Origin of the sequence: Arthrobacter sp. OV608 (genome assembly GCA_900110595.1) — a bacterium.
In the GTDB taxonomy this organism is placed as follows: domain Bacteria; phylum Actinomycetota; class Actinomycetes; order Actinomycetales; family Micrococcaceae; genus Arthrobacter.
This window is the reverse complement of the sequence record FOEZ01000007.1, coordinates 59,731-79,413: the sequence shown is the minus strand read 5'-3', so window position 1 is coordinate 79,413 and position 19,683 is coordinate 59,731. Positions and strand designations below refer to the sequence as shown.

14 protein-coding genes are annotated in these 19,683 nt (G+C 63.7%); 6 read left to right on the top strand and 8 right to left on the bottom strand.

What is annotated here, in order from left to right:
- Positions 1–103 precede the first annotated feature (103 nt).
- The 4 genes from BMX78_RS11110 to BMX78_RS11095 form a co-directional block, all read right to left on the bottom strand.
- The gene (locus tag BMX78_RS11110) at positions 104–1,786 is read right to left on the bottom strand and encodes an ABC-F family ATP-binding cassette domain-containing protein (RefSeq protein WP_091419399.1); all 1,683 of its coding nucleotides are present in this window, start codon (positions 1,784–1,786) and stop codon (positions 104–106) included.
- 42 nt (positions 1,787–1,828) lie between these two features.
- Positions 1,829–3,817 (bottom strand): penicillin-binding transpeptidase domain-containing protein, encoded by a 1,989-nt coding sequence (locus tag BMX78_RS11105; protein ID WP_091419398.1) that lies wholly within the window; start codon positions 3,815–3,817, stop codon positions 1,829–1,831.
- A 66-nt stretch (positions 3,818–3,883) separates the two neighbouring features.
- Entirely contained in the window at positions 3,884–5,332 is a 1,449-nt protein-coding gene (locus BMX78_RS11100) for a phytoene desaturase family protein (RefSeq protein ID WP_091419396.1), read from the bottom strand.
- Positions 5,325–6,791: a glycosyltransferase family 87 protein gene (locus BMX78_RS11095; protein WP_091419394.1), complete on the bottom strand. Its 1,467-nt coding sequence runs from the start codon at positions 6,789–6,791 to the stop codon at positions 5,325–5,327. Before BMX78_RS11095 ends, BMX78_RS11100 begins: the two co-directional genes overlap by 8 nt.
- A gap of 80 nt (positions 6,792–6,871) precedes the next feature.
- Between BMX78_RS11095 and BMX78_RS23115 the strand changes: the two genes are divergently transcribed.
- Positions 6,872–7,120 (top strand): hypothetical protein, encoded by a 249-nt coding sequence (locus BMX78_RS23115; RefSeq protein ID WP_170850783.1) that lies wholly within the window; start codon positions 6,872–6,874, stop codon positions 7,118–7,120.
- Positions 7,121–7,638: 518 nt separating this feature from the next.
- On the opposite strand, the gene BMX78_RS11090 is transcribed toward BMX78_RS23115, so the two are convergent.
- Together BMX78_RS11090 and BMX78_RS11085 are read right to left on the bottom strand one after the other, a co-directional pair.
- The gene (locus BMX78_RS11090) at positions 7,639–8,223 is read right to left on the bottom strand and encodes a histidine phosphatase family protein (protein WP_091419393.1); all 585 of its coding nucleotides are present in this window, start codon (positions 8,221–8,223) and stop codon (positions 7,639–7,641) included.
- A complete protein-coding gene (locus tag BMX78_RS11085) occupies positions 8,220–9,725 on the bottom strand; it encodes a CCA tRNA nucleotidyltransferase (protein ID WP_091419391.1) in 1,506 nt (501 codons plus the stop codon). The genes BMX78_RS11090 and BMX78_RS11085 overlap by 4 nt, the downstream gene beginning before the upstream one ends.
- Positions 9,726–9,932: 207 nt before the next feature.
- Here BMX78_RS11085 and BMX78_RS11080 point away from each other — a divergent pair, with 207 nt between their 5' ends.
- Positions 9,933–10,433, top strand: a complete 501-nt coding sequence (locus tag BMX78_RS11080) for an NUDIX hydrolase (protein ID WP_091419389.1) — start codon at positions 9,933–9,935, stop codon at positions 10,431–10,433.
- Here BMX78_RS11080 and BMX78_RS23425 read toward each other — a convergent pair.
- On the bottom strand, positions 10,430–10,636 hold the full coding sequence (locus BMX78_RS23425) for a hypothetical protein (RefSeq protein ID WP_286138911.1): 207 nt from the start codon (positions 10,634–10,636) through the stop codon (positions 10,430–10,432). The two genes, BMX78_RS11080 and BMX78_RS23425, sit on opposite strands and share 4 nt — an antisense overlap.
- Here BMX78_RS23425 and murJ point away from each other — a divergent pair.
- Complete coding sequence (gene murJ / locus BMX78_RS11075) at positions 10,635–12,662, top strand: murein biosynthesis integral membrane protein MurJ (protein ID WP_286138910.1); 2,028 nt, start codon at positions 10,635–10,637, stop codon at positions 12,660–12,662. The two genes, BMX78_RS23425 and murJ, sit on opposite strands and share 2 nt — an antisense overlap.
- Positions 12,663–12,827: 165 nt before the next feature.
- Positions 12,828–14,426, top strand: a complete 1,599-nt coding sequence (locus BMX78_RS11070) for an ABC transporter substrate-binding protein (protein WP_091419386.1) — start codon at positions 12,828–12,830, stop codon at positions 14,424–14,426.
- Positions 14,427–14,459: 33 nt separating this feature from the next.
- On the opposite strand, the gene BMX78_RS23110 is transcribed toward BMX78_RS11070, so the two are convergent.
- On the bottom strand, positions 14,460–14,627 hold the full coding sequence (locus tag BMX78_RS23110) for a hypothetical protein (RefSeq protein ID WP_170850782.1): 168 nt from the start codon (positions 14,625–14,627) through the stop codon (positions 14,460–14,462).
- Between the two features lie 53 nt (positions 14,628–14,680).
- Between BMX78_RS23110 and trxB the strand changes: the two genes are divergently transcribed.
- Both trxB and trxA read left to right on the top strand, forming a co-directional pair.
- A complete protein-coding gene (gene trxB, locus BMX78_RS11065; protein ID WP_091419384.1) occupies positions 14,681–15,637 on the top strand; it encodes a thioredoxin-disulfide reductase in 957 nt (318 codons plus the stop codon).
- A 33-nt stretch (positions 15,638–15,670) separates the two neighbouring features.
- Positions 15,671–15,997, top strand: coding sequence for a thioredoxin (gene trxA / locus BMX78_RS11060; protein WP_091419383.1), 327 nt, complete (start codon positions 15,671–15,673; stop codon positions 15,995–15,997).
- The last annotated feature ends 3,686 nt before the right edge of the window (positions 15,998–19,683 follow it).

Here is a 19,683-nt window from a genome sequence, read left to right as displayed (position 1 = left end):
CGTCAGACGCTCTCTCACTTGATGCGCCAAAATTCGCAACCCTCTCGCACTCATGCGAGAGGGTCAGCGAAAAATGCCCATTAACTGAGAGAGCGTGTGAGGCTCAGCGGTCGCGTTCCACCCGCTTCTCATCCCACACGGGCTCGTCGGATTCATATACCTTGCCGTCAGATCCAAAGACCAGGAACCGGTCAAAGGTGCGGGCAAACCAGCGGTCGTGCGTCACCGCCAGGACGGTTCCCTCGAAGTGGTCGATGGCGCGCTCCAGGGCCTCGGCCGAGTGCAGGTCCAGGTTGTCAGTGGGTTCGTCGAGGAGCAGCAGCGTGGCACCGCTGAGCTGCAGGAGCAGGATCTGGAAGCGCGCCTGCTGCCCGCCGGAGAGGGACTCGTACTTCTGCTCAGACTGCCCGGCCAGCCCATACCCGTCCAGTGCGCCGGCTGCTGCCTCGCGGCCCAGCCCCGACCGGTGTTCGTCTCCGCGGTGCAGGATTTCCAGCAGCGTTTTGCCCAGCAGGTCCGGGCGCACGTGTGTCTGCGCGAAGAAGCCGGGTCGGATGCGGGCGCCAAGTTTCACTGTGCCTTCGTGGGGCACTTCGGCGATTTCGACGTCGGACACGGGCAGGTGCTCCCGCTCCGGATCGGTGCCGCCGGTGGCGAGCAGCCGGAGGAAGTGCGATTTGCCGGAACCGTTGGATCCCAGGACGCCCACGCGGTCACCAAACCATACTTCGGTGGAGAACGGTTTCATCAGGTTGGTCAGTTCCAGCTTTTCGGCCACGATGGCGCGCTTGGCGGTGCGGCCGCCCTTGAGCCGCATCTGCACGTTCTGCTCAATGGGCAGCGCTTCGGGCGGCCCGATCTCCAGGAATTTGGCCAGCCGGGTCTGGGCGGCGTGGTACCGGTTGGCCATGTCGGAGCGGAACGCAGCCTTGTTTTTGTACATGTTGACGAGTTCCTTGAGCTTGACGTGCTCCTCGTCCCACCGCTTGCGCAGTTCCTCAAAGCGGGCATTGCGGTCCGCCCGGGCCTCCACGTAGGAGCCGAACCCGCCGCCATGGATCCAGGCTCCGGCCCCGTTGATGCCCGGCTCAAGTGTCACGATGCGGCCGGCAGCGTTGTTCAGCAGCTCCCGGTCGTGGCTAATGAAGAAGACGGTCTTTTTGGAGTCGTTCAGCTTCTCCTCGAGCCAGCGCTTGCCGGGCACGTCCAGGTAGTTGTCCGGTTCGTCCAGCAGCAGCAGGTCATCAGGGCCGGCAAAGAGCGCTTCAAGGACCAGCCGCTTCTGCTCACCGCCGGACAGGCTCGACGCCGGGCGGTGCTGTGCGCGGTCAAAGGGTAGTCCCAGCGCGGCCATGCAGACTTCGTCCCAGACGGTCTCGACGTCGTAGCCGCCCGCGTCCCCCCAGTCCACGATGGCCTGGGCGTAACGCATCTGGCTTGGCTCGTCGTCGTGCTCCACCATCGCAAGTTCCGCCTCGTCGACCTCACGGGCGGCAGCGGCCAGTGCGGGCGGCGCGGCGGAGACCAGCAGGTCGCGCACTGTGGAGTCATCGCGGACCTGGCCGACGAACTGGCGCATGATGCCCATGTTCCCGGACCGGCCGATAACCCCTTCGTCGGGCACCAGGTCCCCGGCGATGATCCGGAACAGCGTGGTCTTGCCAGTTCCGTTGGGACCGATCAGGGCCGTTTTGGTGCCGTCCGGAACCTTGAAGGTCACTCCGTTGAGCAGCTGGGTGCCGTCGGAGAGGAAGTAATCAATGCCGGAAACGTCAATATGGGCCACGTACTCCATCTTCCCACGGCACGCCCTCCCGGATTTTTGGCCTTAGCCGGCGGCGGTCAGGAACTTCTGCAGCAGCGGGCCGGAGGTGGTTGCGCCCAGGCCGCCGTCCTCCACAAACACAGCCACCGCGAGGTCGCCGTGCACGGCCACAATCCAGGCATGCGTCTTGGGCGGGTTTTCCTTCCCGAACTCGGCGGTACCGGTTTTGGCCCCCACCGGTGCCCCGGGGACGCTGGCGAGGAAGCCGGCATGTCCGGAGGTCACGACGGCGCGCATCATGTCCGCCAGCTTCGTCGCCTCTTCCGGGGTGATGGGGTTGCCGGATGCTTGGGAGGGCGCCTCGGCACTGGCGGTCGCGGAGGGCTGCGCAGGCGGAACAGAGGACCCGCTGGTGGTTCCCTCGGCGGCAGCACCGGCGTCGGGATTCAGGACAAGCTGCGGGGCAACCGGAGCGCCCTTGGCCACCGAGCCGGCCATCATGGCGGCGGCCAACGGAGACAGCAGCACTTTGCCCTGGCCAATCATGGAGGCGGCGTGCTCGGTGCCGGCGGCCTCGCCGGGGACGGAGCCCAGGAAGGCGTCCGCGCCGAGGGTGGGCGCTTCGACGGCGATGCCCATGGCCAAGGCCGCTGCTTCAAGCTGGCTTTGGGAGACGTTGTCCCGCGCGGCGATAAAGGCCGTGTTGCAGGAGTGGGCGAAGGCATCACGGAGCGTCACCGACCCCAGCGAACTCTCCGGGTACCCCTCCGAGTTCTTGAACGTCCGCCCGTCCACCGTCAATGTGGGCGTGCATTCAACCTTCGAATCCGGGGTCAGGCCATTCCGGAACATGGCCAGCGAATCCACCATTTTGAAGATGGAGCCCGGTGCGTACTGGCCCAGCATGGCCGTGTTGTAGCCGTTGCTTCCCGGCCCTGACGCTGCTGCCAGCACAGCCCCGGTGGACGGCCGGAGAGCCACAATCGCGGAGGCCGGTTTCACTCCTTCAAGGGTGGTCTCCGCCAGTGACTGGAGCGTCGGGTCCAGGGTGGTCTTCAGCGGCGTTCCCGGCGTGGGCTTCACTTCGAAGAGGACCCGACGCGGATCCGTGGCGGCCGACTGGATCTGTTCCCTGGTCAGGTCTGCCCGCTGCGCGCGGATTACGACGGCGTCAGTTCCCCTGAGTTGTTCGTCGTACTGTTGCTGCAGCCCGCCGATGCCGGTCACGTCTCCCGCCGTCAGCCCGCCTTTTGATGCTTCGATCTGCTCGGCAGTAGCCTCCCCGACGGAACCGAGGACGGCCCGGGCAAAGGTGCGGCTGGGTGCCAGCGGCATGGATGCGGGAATGGCACGGGCTCCGGGAATGGCTGCAATCTGCTCGTTGGTGATGGTGCGGCCTTCGTCGCGCAGCGTTATCGCGGAGACAAAGGCCTCGGCGCCGGAGGCCTGCACCTGCTGGGTGTAGGCGGCGGGATCAACGCCCACCAGGGCGGCCAGTTTGCCGGCGGAATCAGCGGGGTCTGCAGCGCCCAGCTGGGGCTTGTCGATGCCAACGTTCACGACGGGGCGGTACGTCACCAGGGGCACGTCTCCGGCGCCCAGGATGTCCGCGCGCTGGGGTGACTGCGATCCCTTGGTCAGGATCTCGCTGTCCGCCAGCCCCGGCGCCAAAGTGGCAGGGTCCCACACGGTAAGCCATTTGTCCCCGGACTTCTTGAATTTGGCCGAGACGGTGTATTTCCACTCGGCACCGCCAAAGTTCCAGGTGTAGTTCAGCGGGGCTGAGGCGTTGTCGCCATCAAGCGTGAGTTCGCCGGCTTCAACGGCTGGCTTCGAGGGGTCGAGGGCGGCGAAAACGCTCTTCAGCTGGTCACTGGCGGCCGTGGAGTCCTTGCCGTCGAAGGGCACCGTCCCCACGTCGAGTCCCGAGACGGCGGTAGCCAGTTGTGTGGCGGCGGCTTCGGCGCCGCCCCTGCCGTCATCGCAAGCCACCAGCGATGTTCCAAGAATGACGGCAGCAATGCCCAAAGACAGTTTTGTAGATATCCCCATCGCGCCATTATCTCCCGGTTTTTGCCCCGGGCTTGCCATGGCCCGCGGCACGAAACGGAGCAGGGCCTAGGCCGCGTCCAGGCCGAGTGCCGGGACGGGCAGGGCGAATATGTCCTGCAGGGCATGTTTGGCCGCGTGGTAGCCCGGCATGCCCGTGACCCCTGGCCCGGGCGGGGTCGAGGAGGAGCAAAGGTAGATGCCACGCAACGGTGTACGCCAGGGCACGGGCGAAACCACGGGCCGCTGCACCAGGTTCAGCATGTCCATGCTCCCGGCGCTGAAGTCCCCGCCCACGTAATTCCGGTTGTACTGGGCCAGTCCGGCGGCGGTGATGGCCCTGGACTCCACCACGACGTCCCGGAACCCGGGGGCGAAACGTTCCACCTGGGCGGTGACGGTTTCCGTCATGTCCCTCGTTGAGCCGGCGGGCACGTGGCAGTACGCCCAGAGGGTGTGGCGGCCGGACGGAGCACGGCTGGAGTCGAAGCGGGACTGTTGGGCCACCAGCACATAAGGCCGTTCCGGGTGTTTGCCGGCGCTGACCTCGTTCTCAGAGCGGGCAACTTCCGCCCGGGTCCCGCCGAGGTGGACTGTCCCGGCGTTGGCCAGTTCAGGTGCAGTCCATGGCACAGGACCGGAAAGGATGAAATCCACCTTGCAGGAACCGTTGCCGTACCTGAAGGATTCCAGGGCCGCACGGTAGCCGGTGGGCAGGGCATGGCCCGCCATGTTCAACAGCCCTTGCGGAGCCACGTTCAAGAGAGTGGCGCGTGCAGGGGGAAGGTCCTCAAGCCGGTCGATTGGTGCATCAGTGTGGATTGCACCCCCGTGCGCAGCGAGGTCCTCGGCCAGGGCTGCAGCTATGGATGCGGACCCGCCTTCCGGAATAGGCCATCCTCCCGCGTGTCCCAGTGCTCCCAGCATCAACCCGCCGCCGGAAGCGGCCAGGGACGGCTGGTGGGAGATCGCGTGCGCCGCCACGCCTGCGAGCAGGGCGGGCGCTAGTTCTTCCCTGAACCGGGTGTTCCACAACCGTGATCCCTGCTCCAGGGTCCTCAGCCCGAAAATCCCCGCTGCCAAAGGGTTGCGCGGGATCCGAAGGAGCTGGTTCTGGGTGAAGTCCATAACGTCGTCGATGCGCTGCACCAGGGGCGCCATCAGCTTCCGGTAGGCCCCGCCGTCGCGGCCCAACTCCTCGGCGGTCCGATCGAGCGACCGGTACGCGAGGGCGGCCCGTCCGCCGTCCAGCGGGGAGGCGTAGGACAGGTCGGGCGTGATGAGGTTGACGCGCCGGAACAGTTCGAAGGCCTTGAAGAACGGTGATGCCACGGCCATCGGATGCACCGCCGAGCAGATGTCGTGGAAGTGCCCTGGCTGCATCAACTCGCTGGTGCGGGTGCCCCCGCCGACGCTTGGGCCGGCTTCGAAGAGTTCCACGGACAGACCTGCCCGCGCCATCACCACTGCCGCTGCCAGTCCGTTGGGCCCGGCGCCCACCACCACAACATCAGGCATTGGACCCTGCTTTCCATGGGAGGAGGGAACGGGAGGATCCGCCGGGGCCCAGCCGGAACCAGTCGGGCGCGCCCGCGAAGGGGCCGCCGTGGGGATCATCAACGTGGTGCCGCCGGATGGGATCGTAGGCCGGATCGAAGATGTCCCAGGTCACGCGCAGCATCAGGTATCCCACCGCGGCCATGTGCCCAGCCACGGCCAGGGCGTAGTACGGCATATCCAGGTTGTGCTGGGATGAGCCTGCGCTGGTCACCTGTCCAAGGTACATCCACACGGCCGCCCAGTGCAGGCCTTCAATGCCCTGCCAGATCAGGAACTCCTGCCACCGCGGCCGTGCCAGCGCGAGCAGCGGGACCAGCCACACCACAAACTGCGGCGAGTAGACCTTGCCGGTCAGGATGAACGCCGCCACGATCAGGAAGGCCAACTGCGCCAGCCGGGGCCGCCGCCGGGCAGTCAGCGCAACCGCCGCTATGGCCGCGCAGGACAGCAGAAAGAGGCCCGGGGACAGAAGGTCGACGGCGGCCGGGCTGAGTTCCGTCCACCGCAACCGGGCAGCAACCAGGTTGTACACAAACCAGGGCGAGCTGTAGCCGGCATCGCGGTCCGCGCTGAACTGGAAAAAGTAGGTCCAGCCCGCAGGGTTGGCCAAGGCGAAAGGCACATTTACGGCCACCCAGGCGGCTCCGGCGGCACCGGCCGTCACGAACAGGGGACGGAACCGTCCCGTGCGGAGGGCGAGGAGCAGGATGGCGCCAAGCACCAGCAGCGGGTAAAACTTTGTGGCCGCGCCCAGGCCAATGAAGACGCCGGCAAGCAGGGGCCGTTGCCGCGCGAAGAAGTACATGCCAAGGGCGAGCAGGGCCACGGCCCACATGTCCCAGTTGATGCTTCCGGCCAGCACGATGCCCGGGGCCAGTGCCACCATGGCGGCATCCCACGGCCGCCGGTTGCTCATCCGGGCGGTCGCCAGGACCGCCACCACGGTGACCGCCGCCAGCAGGGCGGCATTGATATCGAAGTAGGCGAGGACGCGCGAATCGGTTATTCCGCTCCCGGGGACCAGCCAGGCCGTAACTCCGGCAATAAGGGCGGTCAGGACGGGATACTCAAACAGGCTTCCGGGACCAAGGACGGGAAAGGTCCCGTCTGCCAGACCCCGGTTCCGGAACAGCTCGGGAAAGTCCGAATAGCAGGTGGCATAGAACTGCGTGGGGGATTCCCAACCATTGGCCCGGCAATAACCCTTGACCAGGATCCCGGCGAGGGCAGCCAGGACCGTCAGGAGGACCAGGACGCGTTCAACAGTGAAAACCCCGGGCCGGACAATGCCCGGCGCAGAGCGTGATCCCAGGGGTCCGCCGATGACTTCGGTGAAGTTCCGCAAGAGGATGTCGCTACGGCTGGGAACTACCAGTCGGGGCCGCCCTCGATGCTCCGGCGGCTGGTTCTCCTGCATGCCCTCGAGCTTACCGCCGCCCGGGACGGGGAACGGGACCGGCAGGAGCCCACGCGCGGCCGCGTGGGCTCCTGTACCGCATGGACCTGCTTCATCGGTTCTCCCGGGGACAGGTAAAGGGACAGGCCACAGAGTCAGCGCAGGCCACCCATGTGCTGGTGCAGAAGGACGAATACGTCTTCCCGCTGCTTCTCCAGGAGCGGACGGTTGAATTGCCGGCGGCTGCTGCGTTTTCCCCGTTGGGGAAGCAGGAACTGTTGAATCTTCTTTATCATTGTGGTCACCTCCTTTTCGAATTGACTGGCCCGCAAAATGGGCGCGGCAATTAAGCCCTCTTCACACCGCGGATACAGGTGGATTTGGGGCAGCGAAATGTAGTGCAATGGGCAGGGAAGTTTATGCGCTGTCATTAGAGCGCATAAAAAGGCCGCTAAAAGCAGGCAGCTAATATCTGCAGGAAGCAGCAGAAAGCGCGGCTAAAAGGGGGCAGGCTCTTGCGCGGTGCAATGGCGCAGGAGGTACAGACGCCGGTGCGCAGCCGCCCGGTCACCGCCGGACTCAGTACCGGCGGAAAGGGCGCAGGCTAGGAGCCGGCGTGACCCCTAAACGGGCGCGCAAAAGCATCAGAGGCCGGGGCCGCGGTGATGGTCATCTTCCATCCGCTAGTCAAAGTAATCATTTTCCCAACCTCCTTTTCTGCTCTGCCGTTGCCCAGGCTGTCCGCCTGCAGCAACATGCGCCGGTGACCCCGGCAAGTGGCTCTGGGGTCAGGAATAAAGCTACACCACGATTAGTGCGCGCGGCTACCTAATTCAGGGAAATCATCAAAAAGATTTAGAAACAGTTCCTAAAGGCCCCAACGCACAATTGCCGGCGTCCGCTTATCCCAGCCAAGGGTGCACACTTTCGCAGTGCCGAGAATAAAGTGCCGCCCTTCGGCAGGCGGGAGTTCAAGCCACCGTGCGGTCAGGATCCTGGAGAAGTGTCCATGGGCCACAATCAGCACATTATCCATTCCCGATTCGAGGACGCGCCCAATGATTTTGTCCGCCCTGGCGGCAACCTCGTCCAGCGTCTCGCCGTTGGGCACGCCGTGCGTCCAGATCAGGTAGTCCGGGTTGTCCTTGCGGATCAGGTCCGAGCTGATGCCTTCGTAGTCCCCGTAGTTCCATTCCACCGCAAGCGGTTCGTGCTGGGCGTCGGGAAAGCCTGCGAGTTCGGCAGTCCGCCGGGCGCGCCGCAACGGTGATGTCAGCACCAAGTCGAAATCGACGGGGTCCAGCACCTTCCGGGCTTCCACCGCCTGCTGTTCGCCTTCCACGGTGAGGGGCAGGTCAGTGAGTCCCGTGTACTGCCCACTCTTGGACCACTCGGTCTCGCCGTGCCGGAGGATCCAGAGCTGGGGGCGTGGGGCAATGGCAGGGTTGGTCACTTGGACTCCTTAGGGGAAAGGGCGACGCCGGCGGGAGAGGTTCCATCCCCGGTTGCGGCAGGTGCTGATTCAGGCTGTTCGGCCCACCAGCGAAGGAGCCTGGCCTCCGCTTCGGCGGCAGGCAGCGGTCCGTGTTCCATCCGCTCGTTGAGCAGGAACTTGTAGGCCCTGCCCACCACCGGACCCGGTTTGAGGTCCAGCAACGCCATGATGCGGGCACCGTCAAGGTCCGGCCGGACGGCCTCCAGCGATTCCTGTTCCCGCAGTGCCGCGATCCGGGCCTCGAGGTCGTCGTAGGCGAACGCCAGGCGCTCGGCCTTCCGCTGGTTCCGGGTGGTGACGTCGGATCGGGTCAGCCGGTGCAACCGCTCAAGCAGCGGCCCGGCGTCAGTGACGTAGCGGCGGACTGCGGAATCGCTCCAGCCGGCGTCCCCATAGCCGTAGAACCGCATGTGGAGTTCCACCAGGCGGGCAACTGCCTTGATGGAGTCGTTGTCGAAGCGGAGCGCCTTCATCCGCTTGGTGGTGAGCTTGGCACCCACCATGTCGTGGTGGCGGAAGCTTACGGCGCCGCCCGGTTCGAAGCGCCGCGTAGCCGGCTTGCCGACGTCGTGCATCAACGCTGCGAAACGCAGCACAAAATCCGGCCCGGGCACGGGACCGTCAGCGTCGGTTTCGAGCTCCGCTGCCTGCTCCAAAACCTGCAGCGAGTGCTGGTAGACGTCCTTGTGCCGGTGGTGTTCATCGGATTCGAGCCGCAGGGCCGAAACCTCGGGCAGCACGAATTCCGCCAGCCCTGTGTCCACCAGCAGGTCGATACCTACGCGGGGGCGGGCGCCGCAGATGAGCTTGACCAGCTCGTCCCGGACGCGCTCCGCGGAGATGATGGTGATCCGCTCGGCCATTTGGGTCATGGCCTGCCGGACGTCGTCATGGACGGAGACGCCCAGCTGCGACGCGAACCGGGCCGCGCGCATCATCCGCAGCGGGTCGTCGGAAAAGGACGCTTCAGGGGCGCCGGGGGTGGCCAGGATGGAGGCATGCAGGTGCTTGACCCCACCGAACGGGTCCACTAGTTCCAGCGACGGCAATTTGAGGGCCATGGCGTTGATGGTGAAGTCGCGCCGGAGCAGGTCGTCGGTCAACGATGAGCCGAAGGCCACCACGGGTTTGCGGGATTCAGGATCGTACGCCTCCGCCCGGTAGGTGGTGATCTCGATCTGGAATCCGGCCTTGCGCATGCCGATGGTCCCGAAGGCGCGCCCGATCTCCCAGTAGTTGTCCGCCCACTTCTTGATAAGGGATACCGTCTGGTCCGGCGTGGCGTCTGTGGTGAAGTCCAGGTCGGGGGAGGTCCTGCCCAGGAAAAGGTCACGCACGGGACCGCCCACCAGCGACAGTTCATGGCCGGCGTCCACGAAGCGCTGGCCGAGCTCCAGGACCACCGGGTCCACCTGGAAATCGACGGTGTGGGATTCAGTCTTGTGATGTACGTGCGCCATAGTTACTTAAGCTTGTCAGAAACCAGCGGCACCGCAGGCCAAAATACTGTCAAGATCCTGCTGATTCCGTCCGCCCCCGGCAAAGCGCGTCATATGCCGTCCATGTTGATGTCATGTTCCGGTCATCACGGACGGGCAACAGTCGTTAGAGTGGACTCCATGGCCCATCCAGTACCGAGCGCTCCAGGCAGGAGGACAAACGCACCGTTGCCGTCGGCAATCGGTGCGCACGTTGCGCCTGCCCCGCATTCGGCGCCGGCCTCGCTGCCCACGGTGGAGGAAGTCTCCGCCGGCGGCGTGGTGGTGGATACGTCCGACGCCGAACTGAGGGTGGCGATTATCGCCCGCCTCAATCGCGGCGGCCGTTTGGAATGGTGCCTGCCCAAGGGGCATCCCGAAGGCAAGGAAAACAACGAGCAGGCCGCCGTCCGCGAGATTGCCGAGGAAACCGGCATTGAAGGCGACATCCTCGCACCGCTGGGAAGCATTGACTACTGGTTCACGGTCAGCGGCCACCGTGTCCACAAAACGGTCCACCACTACCTCCTGCGCGCCACGGGCGGCGAACTAACCATCGAAAACGATCCGGACCAGGAAGCGGTGGACGTGGCGTGGGTTCCCATCCAGGAACTTGCCCGCAAGCTGTCCTTCCCCAATGAACGCCGGATCGCCGACCTCGCCCGGGAAGTCCTTCCCGAACACCTTTAGGGGCGCACCGCGGCGACTGCCGTGCGGCGATGGGCTGCTGCGGGTGAGACGATGAACTCGATGTCAGCTTCCAATTTTCCTTCCGACAGGTCCAGCCGGCCCGACGACGCGGCGCCCGACGGCGTTCCGCCTGAGCCGGCCGCCCCGGACGTTGCCCAGCCAGCTCCTGCAGGCCCCAGCGAAACCCGTTCCAGTGCCATCATGGCCGCGGGCACCCTGGTGTCCCGTTTCCTGGGCTTCGGCAAGACCTGGATGCTGGGCACGGCCCTGGGCCTGGGATCGACGGTCAACGACACCTTCATCAATGCCAACAACCTGCCCAACCTGATTTTCCTGCTGGTGGCCGGCGGCGTGTTCAACGCCGTGCTGGTGCCGCAGATCATCAAGGCAAGCAAGGCCCCGGACAGGGGAGCGGATTACATCAGCCGCCTGCTGACGCTGGCTGTCCTGCTCCTGCTGGGGCTGACCGCCCTGGTGACCCTGGCAGCGCCCGGGGTTATTGAGCTCACCACCCAGGGGTACTCGCCGCAGCAGAAAGCGCTGGCGGTAACGTTTGCTTTCTGGTGCCTGCCGCAGATCTTCTTTTACGGACTGTATGCCCTCCTCACCCAGGTCCTGAATGCCAATGGTGCGTTCGGGCCGGCCATGTGGGCGCCCATCCTTAATAACGTGGTGGCCATCGCCGGGCTGGGCATGTTCATCTGGATCTTCGGCGCCAACGAAATCAATGCGCACACCCTGGACAACTGGGGGCCCACCCAAACCCTGTTTGTTGCCGGTTTCTCCACCATCGGCGTGGTGTCACAGACCGCCATCCTGATGATTCCCGTGATCCGGCTGAAGCTGGGCCTCCGTCCACGCTTCGGCTGGCGTGGTGTGGGACTGGGCAAGGCAGCCAAGCTGAGCGTCTGGACGCTGCTGACGGCCGCCGTCGGGCAGCTCGCCTTCCTGTACGTCATGCGCATCGCCACCATCCCCGGTGCCGAACGCCTCCGGCTGAAGGAGGCGGGCGACCCCGCTGCGGAGATGCTTCCGGGCAACGCCGTCCTTGAGGTGGCCAGCCAGCTGTACCTGCTGCCGCACTCCATCATTGCCCTGTCCCTGGCCACTGTCCTGTTCAACCGGATGACCCGCGCATCGCAGGACGGCAACCGGGCTGAACTGCGTGACGCCCTCTCACACGGCCTGCGGACCATGGCCGTGGCCACGGTGTTCGGAGCCCTTGCCCTGTTTGCCCTGGCCGGACCGCTGGGCATGTTCTTCTCTGGCGGCATCCGCCAGGACGGCGTGATGCTGGCCCAGACGTTAACCATCCTCGCGCTCAGTACGCCGTTTATGAGCGCAAACTTCATGATGTCCCGCGTGTTCTATGCCAACGAGGACGCCCGGACACCCTTCTACATCCAGCTGCTGCTGGCCGTTGTGTACGTGGCCGGGGCGTTTGCCATCCAGTTCCTGCCCGTCAACCAGATCATCTATGCCATCGCGGTCCTCTATATGGTGGGCAATATCCTCTCGGTGGTGATCAGCGCGTACTTCCTGCGCCGGCTCCTGGGCCACCTGGACGGGGCACGGATCGCCAACTCCTACATCCGCATGGGTTACGCAGCCCTCGGTTCCGCCATTGCAGGTGCGGGCGCGCTCTGGCTCCTGGGCAGCTACAACCCGGACGGTTTTGCCTGGCAGAACCGGATCACGGCGCTCATCACCGTAGTTGTGGCGGGCCCCGTCATGCTGGTGGCCTACTTCTTCCTGCTCAGGTTGTTCCGGGTATCGGAACTGCGGGACCTGCTCCGGCCGCTGATGGGACGGCTGGGGCGCGGGGGACCGGCTGCCCCTTCAGCGGAAGACGACGCGCCGCCGTCGGGCTCTTCCTCAGGTGGTCCCTCCGGTGGTTCCTCCGGTGGTTCCTCCGGCGACCGTCAGCCGCAGGCGCCAGAGCGCGCCACCACCTCTGTGGACACCGGCCTCATTCCCCGGATTTCCGGCGAGTTCGACGCCGTTTCCTTCCGCGCCGGACCCGCTCCCCGGCGCGAGGCGGCCGCACAGCCGCCTGCGGAGGTCGGCAGGGGCCAGGACGACGGCGGCTACCTCCCCGGAGAGGACCAGCCGAGTACTGCACGGGGCGGCCTGCTGCGTGAGCAAATCCCGCTGCCCGGCCGGCGGACCTTCCAGGGCAAGCCCGGCGAGAACCCGCATTTCAAGCCGCGGCGGCCGCGCAAGAAGTGATATTCCGGCCGTTCGCCGCTGCCTTTGTCCACGGTGGGCCGGGCTCAATCGGCTAGGATCGGAAGGGAACAGGGGTAGTTGCATTCAAGGGCCAGCCTCGCGCCGGTCCCTGAACGGTGGTTGCGTCAACCGAGCCGGCAATACCGGACAGTCTAGGAGGAACACGTGTCCAACCCGATCGATGTCGGATCAGTACTGGGCGGCCGTTACAAGGTCACAGCCACCGTATTGGCCTCGCACGACCACGATCTGGTGCTGGATGGTGTGGACCAGGTACTGAACCGTCCGGTCAGCATCCTGGTTGCCGGACCCGACAACACAGAGCAGGTTGCCCAAAGCGCCCGGGAGGTTGCCACCGGGGAGCGCCCCGGCACAGTCCAGGTCTTGGACCTCGGCGTCACAGCTGCGGCCACGTACCTCATCACCAACCACACGTCCGCTGCGGACCTGCTGGACCTCGTGGTGGCCTCCAACCCTCCCTATGTGGAACCGTTCTTCACGGACACCTTGGGGAGCGAGATTTTTGGGCAGCCCCGGTCCCGCGAACCCGAGCCCTATGATGACGAAGAAAACGTCGACGCCGGCTACATCAATTACTCGGACGGACATCGCAGCCAGGTTGATCCTTACCCTGCAGCGCCCGTAGTGCCGCCCAAGCCGCCGGCACGGCCTGCGGCGGCACCCGCCGCTGGACGCAAGCCGTCCGGTTCCTCTGCGTTGGGTGGGGCTGCCGCTGGTGCGGCGGCTGGCGCCGCTGCCGGTGCCGCTTCACCGGGCGTTTCGGGTCCGGCCACCAGGCCAGCGGTTCAGTCCGAGGAGCCGGCCACCGCCAGCTTCCCGTCGGGCCCTTCAGACCGGGATGAGTCATCCGTCTCCCCGTCCGGTCCCGGGAAGCCGAAGGTCTCGCTGTGGTCCGAGGACGACTACGCGAACGTCGATGACCAGGACCTGTACGAAGATGCCCAGGCAGAAGAAGAGCCGCGGCCTACCAAAAAGAAGTCTCCGGTCTTTGCACGGTCCGCAGCCCCCGCCGCTGCTGCAGGTGCCGCTGCGGGCGCTTCGTACTCCGATCAGGATGATTATGATGACGGCGACGACCGGGATGCCCCGGAACGTGAACCGCGCTCCATGCGGTGGCTGGTGGGCGGGCTCCTCGCAGTGGTCCTGATTGCCGGGTTGGTGTTTGCCGTGACCAACCTTGGCAGCCTCTTTTCTGCACAGCCACAGGCCAAGCCGACGGCGGCCAGCACCAACAACAGCGCTCCCTCTGCGAACGCCACCGCAACCCAGGCACCTACCTCTGCACCGCCTGCTGTCCCGCCGGCCATTGAAGGAGTCACCCGCCAGGGTAACTTCGACTTCGCCGCCACGTTCGACCGCGATTTGGTGAAGGCTTACGACGGCAACGCTGCCAGCTACTGGTCGGACATGGAATTTGCCACTGAGAACTGGGGCGGACTCGCACCCGAGGGTGTTCCGCTCGTTGTGAAACTGAAGAGCCCTGCCACCGTCTCGTCGATCACGCTTTCGCAGCTCGGCGGCTCCGGTGGAAACATCACCCTGTACACCAACGACCGGCCCTCAATCGACGGGGCCAAGGCTGTTGGCACGAACAGCTTCACCTCCACGGACCTGAACATCCCCCTGGCAGAACCTGTTCAGGCGCAGTATGTGATCGTGTCGATCAATTCGCTGCCCCGGTTGGCGGCTCCGAAGACACGTTACGGATACGGCCTCCGGCTCGCTGAGATCAAGGTCCAGTAAGCGCGGGTCCACCAGGGAGGGTTCCTCTTCTAGTTATCTGATGGAAGTGCCGCAGTCCATGGTCATCGGGCTGCGGCACTTTCCTTTTGCCGCGAGACGGTAATCTGGAAAGAGCGCCTCACGGAGCTGGCTGTTGCTGCCTGCCGGAAATCCATCGTGTTGGGCGCCGGAATAATCAGCCAGCAGTATCAGTTGTGCCATGTGGCCGGCCTCCAAGGCGGGGCGCGTCTAATAAGGAAGAGGTTCACCGTTCAGTGACCATCGCAGAAAACACCACGTCGGATGTACGTGATGTCATCATCGTCGGCTCCGGCCCCGCTGGTTACACGGCAGCTGTCTACACTGCCCGGGCCAACCTGAAGCCCCTTTTGCTGGCAGGCTCTGTCACCGCCGGCGGTGAACTGATGAACACCACCGATGTGGAGAACTACCCGGGCTTCCCCGATGGCATCATGGGACCAGACCTGATGGAGAACTTCGAGAAGCAGGCAGCACGCTTCGGCACGGAGATCCAGTTCGAAGACGTCACATCGCTCCAACTGGAAGGACCTGTCAAGCGGGTCACCATCGCCACGGGGGAAACTTTCCAGGCCAAAGCAGTGATTCTCTCCACCGGCTCCGCCTACCGTGAGCTTGGCCTTCCGAATGAGAAGCGGCTGTCCGGACACGGTGTTAGCTGGTGTGCAACCTGTGACGGTTTCTTCTTCAAGGACCAGGACATTGCTGTCATCGGTGGGGGAGACTCAGCCATGGAAGAAGCGTTGTTCCTTACCAAGTTCGCTAAATCGGTAACGGTTGTTCACCGTCGTGATTCGCTCAAGGCCTCCAAGATCATGGCCGACAGGGCACTGGCGCACGAGAAGATCAACTTCATCTGGAACAGCACCGTTGAGGATGTCATCGGCGAAAGCAAAGTCACCGGCCTGAAGTTGAAGAACCTTATTGACGGTTCAGTTTCAGATCTTGCGGTCACGGGTGTGTTTGTGGCTATTGGTAACGACCCGCGTACTGACCTGGTGAAGGACGTTCTGGAGTTGACGCCCGAGGGCACCATCGCTGTGCAGGGGCGGAGTTCCAGGACGAGCCTGCCGGGTGTCTTTGCTGCAGGCGACGTTGTAGACCCCACCTACCGCCAAGCCATCACCGCATCGGGTTCGGGCTGTGTAGCGGCCATTGACGTGGAGCACTACCTCGCAGACCTGCACGCCTAAGTCCGTAAACGCCATCGAAGAGAGAGACAGATTATGAGCAATGCAAAAGATGTAACAGACGCAAGTTTCGGCACGGACGTCCTGTCCTCTGACAAGCCGGTCATCGTTGATTTTTGGGCTGAATGGTGCGGTCCCTGCCGCAAGCTCGGGCCTATCCTCGACGAAATCTCCGTTGAGTACAGCGAGAAGGTTGATGTCGTGAAGCTGAACGTTGACGACAACCCGGCTATCGCAGCCGAATACGGAATCACGTCCATTCCTGCCGTCTACCTGTTCCAGGGCGGCGAAGTGAAGAGCACGGTTATCGGAGCCAAGCCGAAGCAGTTCTTTGAGAAGGAATTCGCGGACGTACTGTCCTAACAAAAAACGCTTGCTGGGGGACCAGCAACCGTAGAGGGTGGCCATTGCTCGTGAGGGCAGTGGCCACCTTTTTGTTCCCAAGGCGTTCGCTGCTGTGGTGCACGCAGAGTGACGTGCTCTTATTGCTGCACATCCATACGGCGGGGCCCACTGCCTTTGGATGAACTTTGCGGACACAGGGGAAAACGCTGAGTTCCCCGCGCAGTTCTTGCGCTGCGCTTCGTGCCCGTTGTTTCACGTGAAACACGAAGCCCAGTTGGTTGTTGCAGTAGTGCAGCGAGCTGCAGCAGCAATTCGTGGCGTAAAACAGGTGAAGCTGCAGAAGAAGCGGAAGAGCGGGGCGCACCCATCCCGAGTAGCCTTTCCACCAGGAGCAGCACGGGGCCGGCAGGGCCGCGGCAGAATCCAAGACTCGGCAGGCTCTAGGATGCTATCCGCATCGATTCCGCCTGCGGGGCCAAGGAGAGTAGCCGCTCCACCACTTACGAGTCGAAGATGCCGGCACCGGCAACCCGCGCCTGGCACAACCACGGACTTTGCACCAGCTCCATACCCAAAACAGCACGAGAGTCGGTGGGATTGTTCGGATGTTCACTGCGATTAGGGAGCGAACTCGCCGGCTTGTGCCCACTTCGATTTGGACCACCTCGCCTTCCCCAAAACATGCGCGGCGAAAGTGACCAAGATTCCAATGCCTTCGAATGCCCGCAGCTGTGCCAGCATTGGCCCGCTGCCGCAAAAGTGAAACTGGACGGTCCCCGCATCCCCAGCCGGAAATGGCTAGGCCCCGCGGCTCAGTTCCTGTTTCACCTGAAACAGGAACAGGGATGACCTATCAGCTGCGCCCGCATTGGCCTCGCTGTCGCAATAAGTGGAAACTGAACGGTCTCGCAGCACTACCTGAAATGGTTAGGCTTCCCAGCTCAGTCCTGTTTCACGTGAAACAGGAACAGGAACAGGTAGGGACGACCTATATGCCGCAACTTCAAAGGTGCCGCGGTGTCCCCAGATATCAACTCATACGACGAGGACATGCTGAAGGCTGCCTTCACGGTACGCAGTCCTTCAGTCATTCCGACAACGCCGCGTCCGATCGTCATCGCGGCGCTAAAGACTCTTGGTCCTAGGCTCGTGCCCCAAATTCCAGAAGACGATCAAACAATGAGCATGCCAGGGGCATCGGTCCACCGCCAAAAGGGGGACCCCTAGCGCTGCAAGGAATAGGCCCGCACGTGCTCAAAGCGACCGGCGGCTAACGCGCGCGCACCGTCCTTCGGTTCCTTTCCCCTGGTTCAACGAGCCCACCTGACGCAACCTCCTTCCGCTTGCGACTCAAAACAAGCCTATCCGTGTCGTCTCTAAGAGTGCGGGACAGGATCGACTATTCTTCACCGGTAATCACCGTAATAGCAAAATGACCGCACTCTGAAAGCGCCGACCGCCACCTCAAGTTTCCGAACTTGCCATCCAGAACAGTCACGGGGCAGGCTGCTAGGGTGGCCTGTTGGTGCAATGCGGACCGCCCAATACAGCCAACACCCCGGGCCCGTCATTAGCGCAGGTGCCGATCGACCAGGGGCATGCGGACCAAGGCCACGGCAGGTCTTTCGCACTGTTTCACGTGAAACAGAGTCGGATCGAGCCGGGCCGCCAAGAAACGCCCACACCAGCGCCAGTCCCCGAAACAAATCCTTCTACGACGGGCCTCCTGCCTAGTCAAAGACCCCCCAGCGCTACGCCGATGTACCGCCCAGTGAAAGGCGTGTCTTTGGCCCTCAAGCATCAGCCAACGGCCCGGGGGTACCAGACGGATGCTCACCTACATCAGAGTTCACCATGTACGGGGGCCTGGCAATGGATCAGCGCACACCAGAGCTTGGACCTGGGCGAGTCGTCGTGTCAGGCCTCCAAAGTCCCGCGCACGAGTGGAAGATGCCAGGGAGGAGTCCGCGATGTTAGCAGGCCCAGTTTCCGCCCCCTGTAACGTCAGGGGGCACTCCGGCTGCACCTAGGGCGTCTTTTCGCCAGTACCGCCCCCGTCGCCCGCCGCCCGCCACTCACGAGTGTCGGCTACCGATTCTTCGAAGGAGCATTCCCTTCCAGAACCAAGCCACAAACACGCTGCCGGCAATCAGGCGGCTGCCCTAGGTCTTATGTGCCAGCCGCCTTCGTCATTCAAGTGACCAATATTGGCGGTGCCATTGTGAGGCAACACGGGACTTCTTGGCCGGCTGCCGTGGCAATGAAGAAGGGAAACCAGGATGCAGTCCCAGGGACAGTCGACACTATCCGGACATTCCCGTCACTTGCATAACCCTTATCGGGTACCGCCGCAAGATCAATAGCCGTATTGCTCCGATCCGTGCTGCGTATGCTCTGCCGCAAAGAACGCGCAGCTTGGGTCACAAAGCGGCATACGGAGCTTGAGTTTTCCCCACGTTATCCACAGGCGCCGAACGGGCTTGTCCACATGGTTATCCACAGGCCAACTCGGAGGAAGGTGGCAACGCTAAGGAACGCCCTGCGCCTATGAGTTGGACGAAAGATCCCAGCTGCTAGGTCTAGCCAGGTCTAACGCTGCACCAAGCCAGAACAGGACATTGAACGGGTGCCGGAACACCCGAAAATAAACCGGAAACGGGCCTCTACGGACCCCTGCGCACCGCTTGTACCGGCCTGACTCTCGACTTGAAGGTTCTCGATTGTTTCACGTGAAACCCCTATGCCTGACTGCGGTTCAGGCGCCGTGGCAGGCCGAGAGTAGCAGCGGAGCGAGGGGATGAGAAGTCAGTCACATCCACAGGGAGAAGCTAGATTATCCACACCGTTATCCACAGCGATATCCACCGACTACCTTGGCGTCAGAAGCGGTCAGCGAATGGATCTACTCGGCCTCAATCGCGACCCGGGAAGGCCCGCTCTCACGAGGAGAGGCCCCAGACGGGTCGTACTGTCCGCCTGCGAACTCGAAGGCACGAGCCGGAGGCGTGCTGCCTCGCCGCACTGACCAGTTGCAAGCACCCGAGCAGGTTCGTCTAGTCAGCCACCGGGGCTTCTACACGACACCGGTAGGCCCACAGACTCCACTCCCTAGCTGCCATTCCTGCGGAGCGATCGCCAGTTGCGATGAACTCGGGGATCGAGGCGAGAACGCCCACGCTCCATGCCTAGGCCCGGAGCCGTAGCAGCCAAGGCCAAAGTATCCCGGAGCAAGATAGCGGCCGACACTTGCCTGGGCGCCAACCAATAGCTAAACGGTCGGGATCCGCCTTTCCAACACGTCCGCACGAGCCGCACAAGTACCTGCTTGCCCGCCTAGCCGCGCCTCCCACTTGAAGCTGAGATCTGCCTGTGGCGCATGCTAATCCCAGCTGAACATGTTTCACGTGAAACGGCGACGAGGTCAGACCAGTGTCAACGCGAGGACGCTCTTCCTCCGGCTGATATGGGTTCGTTCGTTCGTCCATATTGACCATCAGGAGCGAGCCCTCCGGGCTCTACAAATACCCCGAGTAGCAACAGCGGAGACATAGGCACAAATTCTTTGGCGGATCCGGACGCATCCAAGGGGGAGTGTGCGGCGCCAACCGTTGGAGTCAGTTATGCACCAAGCCAGTCGGTCAGCGCAGCAACGTCGCAGCCCTACACTGCGTGCGCAACCGGCATGATCAATCCACTGCAAATTG

What these genes read in the sequence shown, in the direction of transcription:
- BMX78_RS11105 (WP_091419398.1), bottom strand. Translation starts at nt 3,817, where the DNA reads ATGGGGATATCTACAAAACTGTCTTTGGGCATTGCTGCCGTCATTCTT.
- BMX78_RS11100 (WP_091419396.1), bottom strand. Translation starts at nt 5,332, where the DNA reads ATGCCTGATGTTGTGGTGGTGGGCGCCGGGCCCAACGGACTGGCAGCG.
- BMX78_RS11095 (WP_091419394.1), bottom strand. Translation starts at nt 6,791, where the DNA reads ATGCAGGAGAACCAGCCGCCGGAGCATCGAGGGCGGCCCCGACTGGTA.
- BMX78_RS23115 (WP_170850783.1), top strand. Translation starts at nt 6,872, where the DNA reads ATGGACCTGCTTCATCGGTTCTCCCGGGGACAGGTAAAGGGACAGGCC.
- BMX78_RS11085 (WP_091419391.1), bottom strand. Translation starts at nt 9,725, where the DNA reads ATGGCGCACGTACATCACAAGACTGAATCCCACACCGTCGATTTCCAG.
- murJ (WP_286138910.1), top strand. Translation starts at nt 10,635, where the DNA reads ATGGCCGCGGGCACCCTGGTGTCCCGTTTCCTGGGCTTCGGCAAGACC.
- BMX78_RS23425 (WP_286138911.1), bottom strand. Translation starts at nt 10,636, where the DNA reads ATGATGGCACTGGAACGGGTTTCGCTGGGGCCTGCAGGAGCTGGCTGG.
- BMX78_RS23110 (WP_170850782.1), bottom strand. Translation starts at nt 14,627, where the DNA reads ATGGCACAACTGATACTGCTGGCTGATTATTCCGGCGCCCAACACGAT.
- trxA (WP_091419383.1), top strand. Translation starts at nt 15,671, where the DNA reads ATGAGCAATGCAAAAGATGTAACAGACGCAAGTTTCGGCACGGACGTC.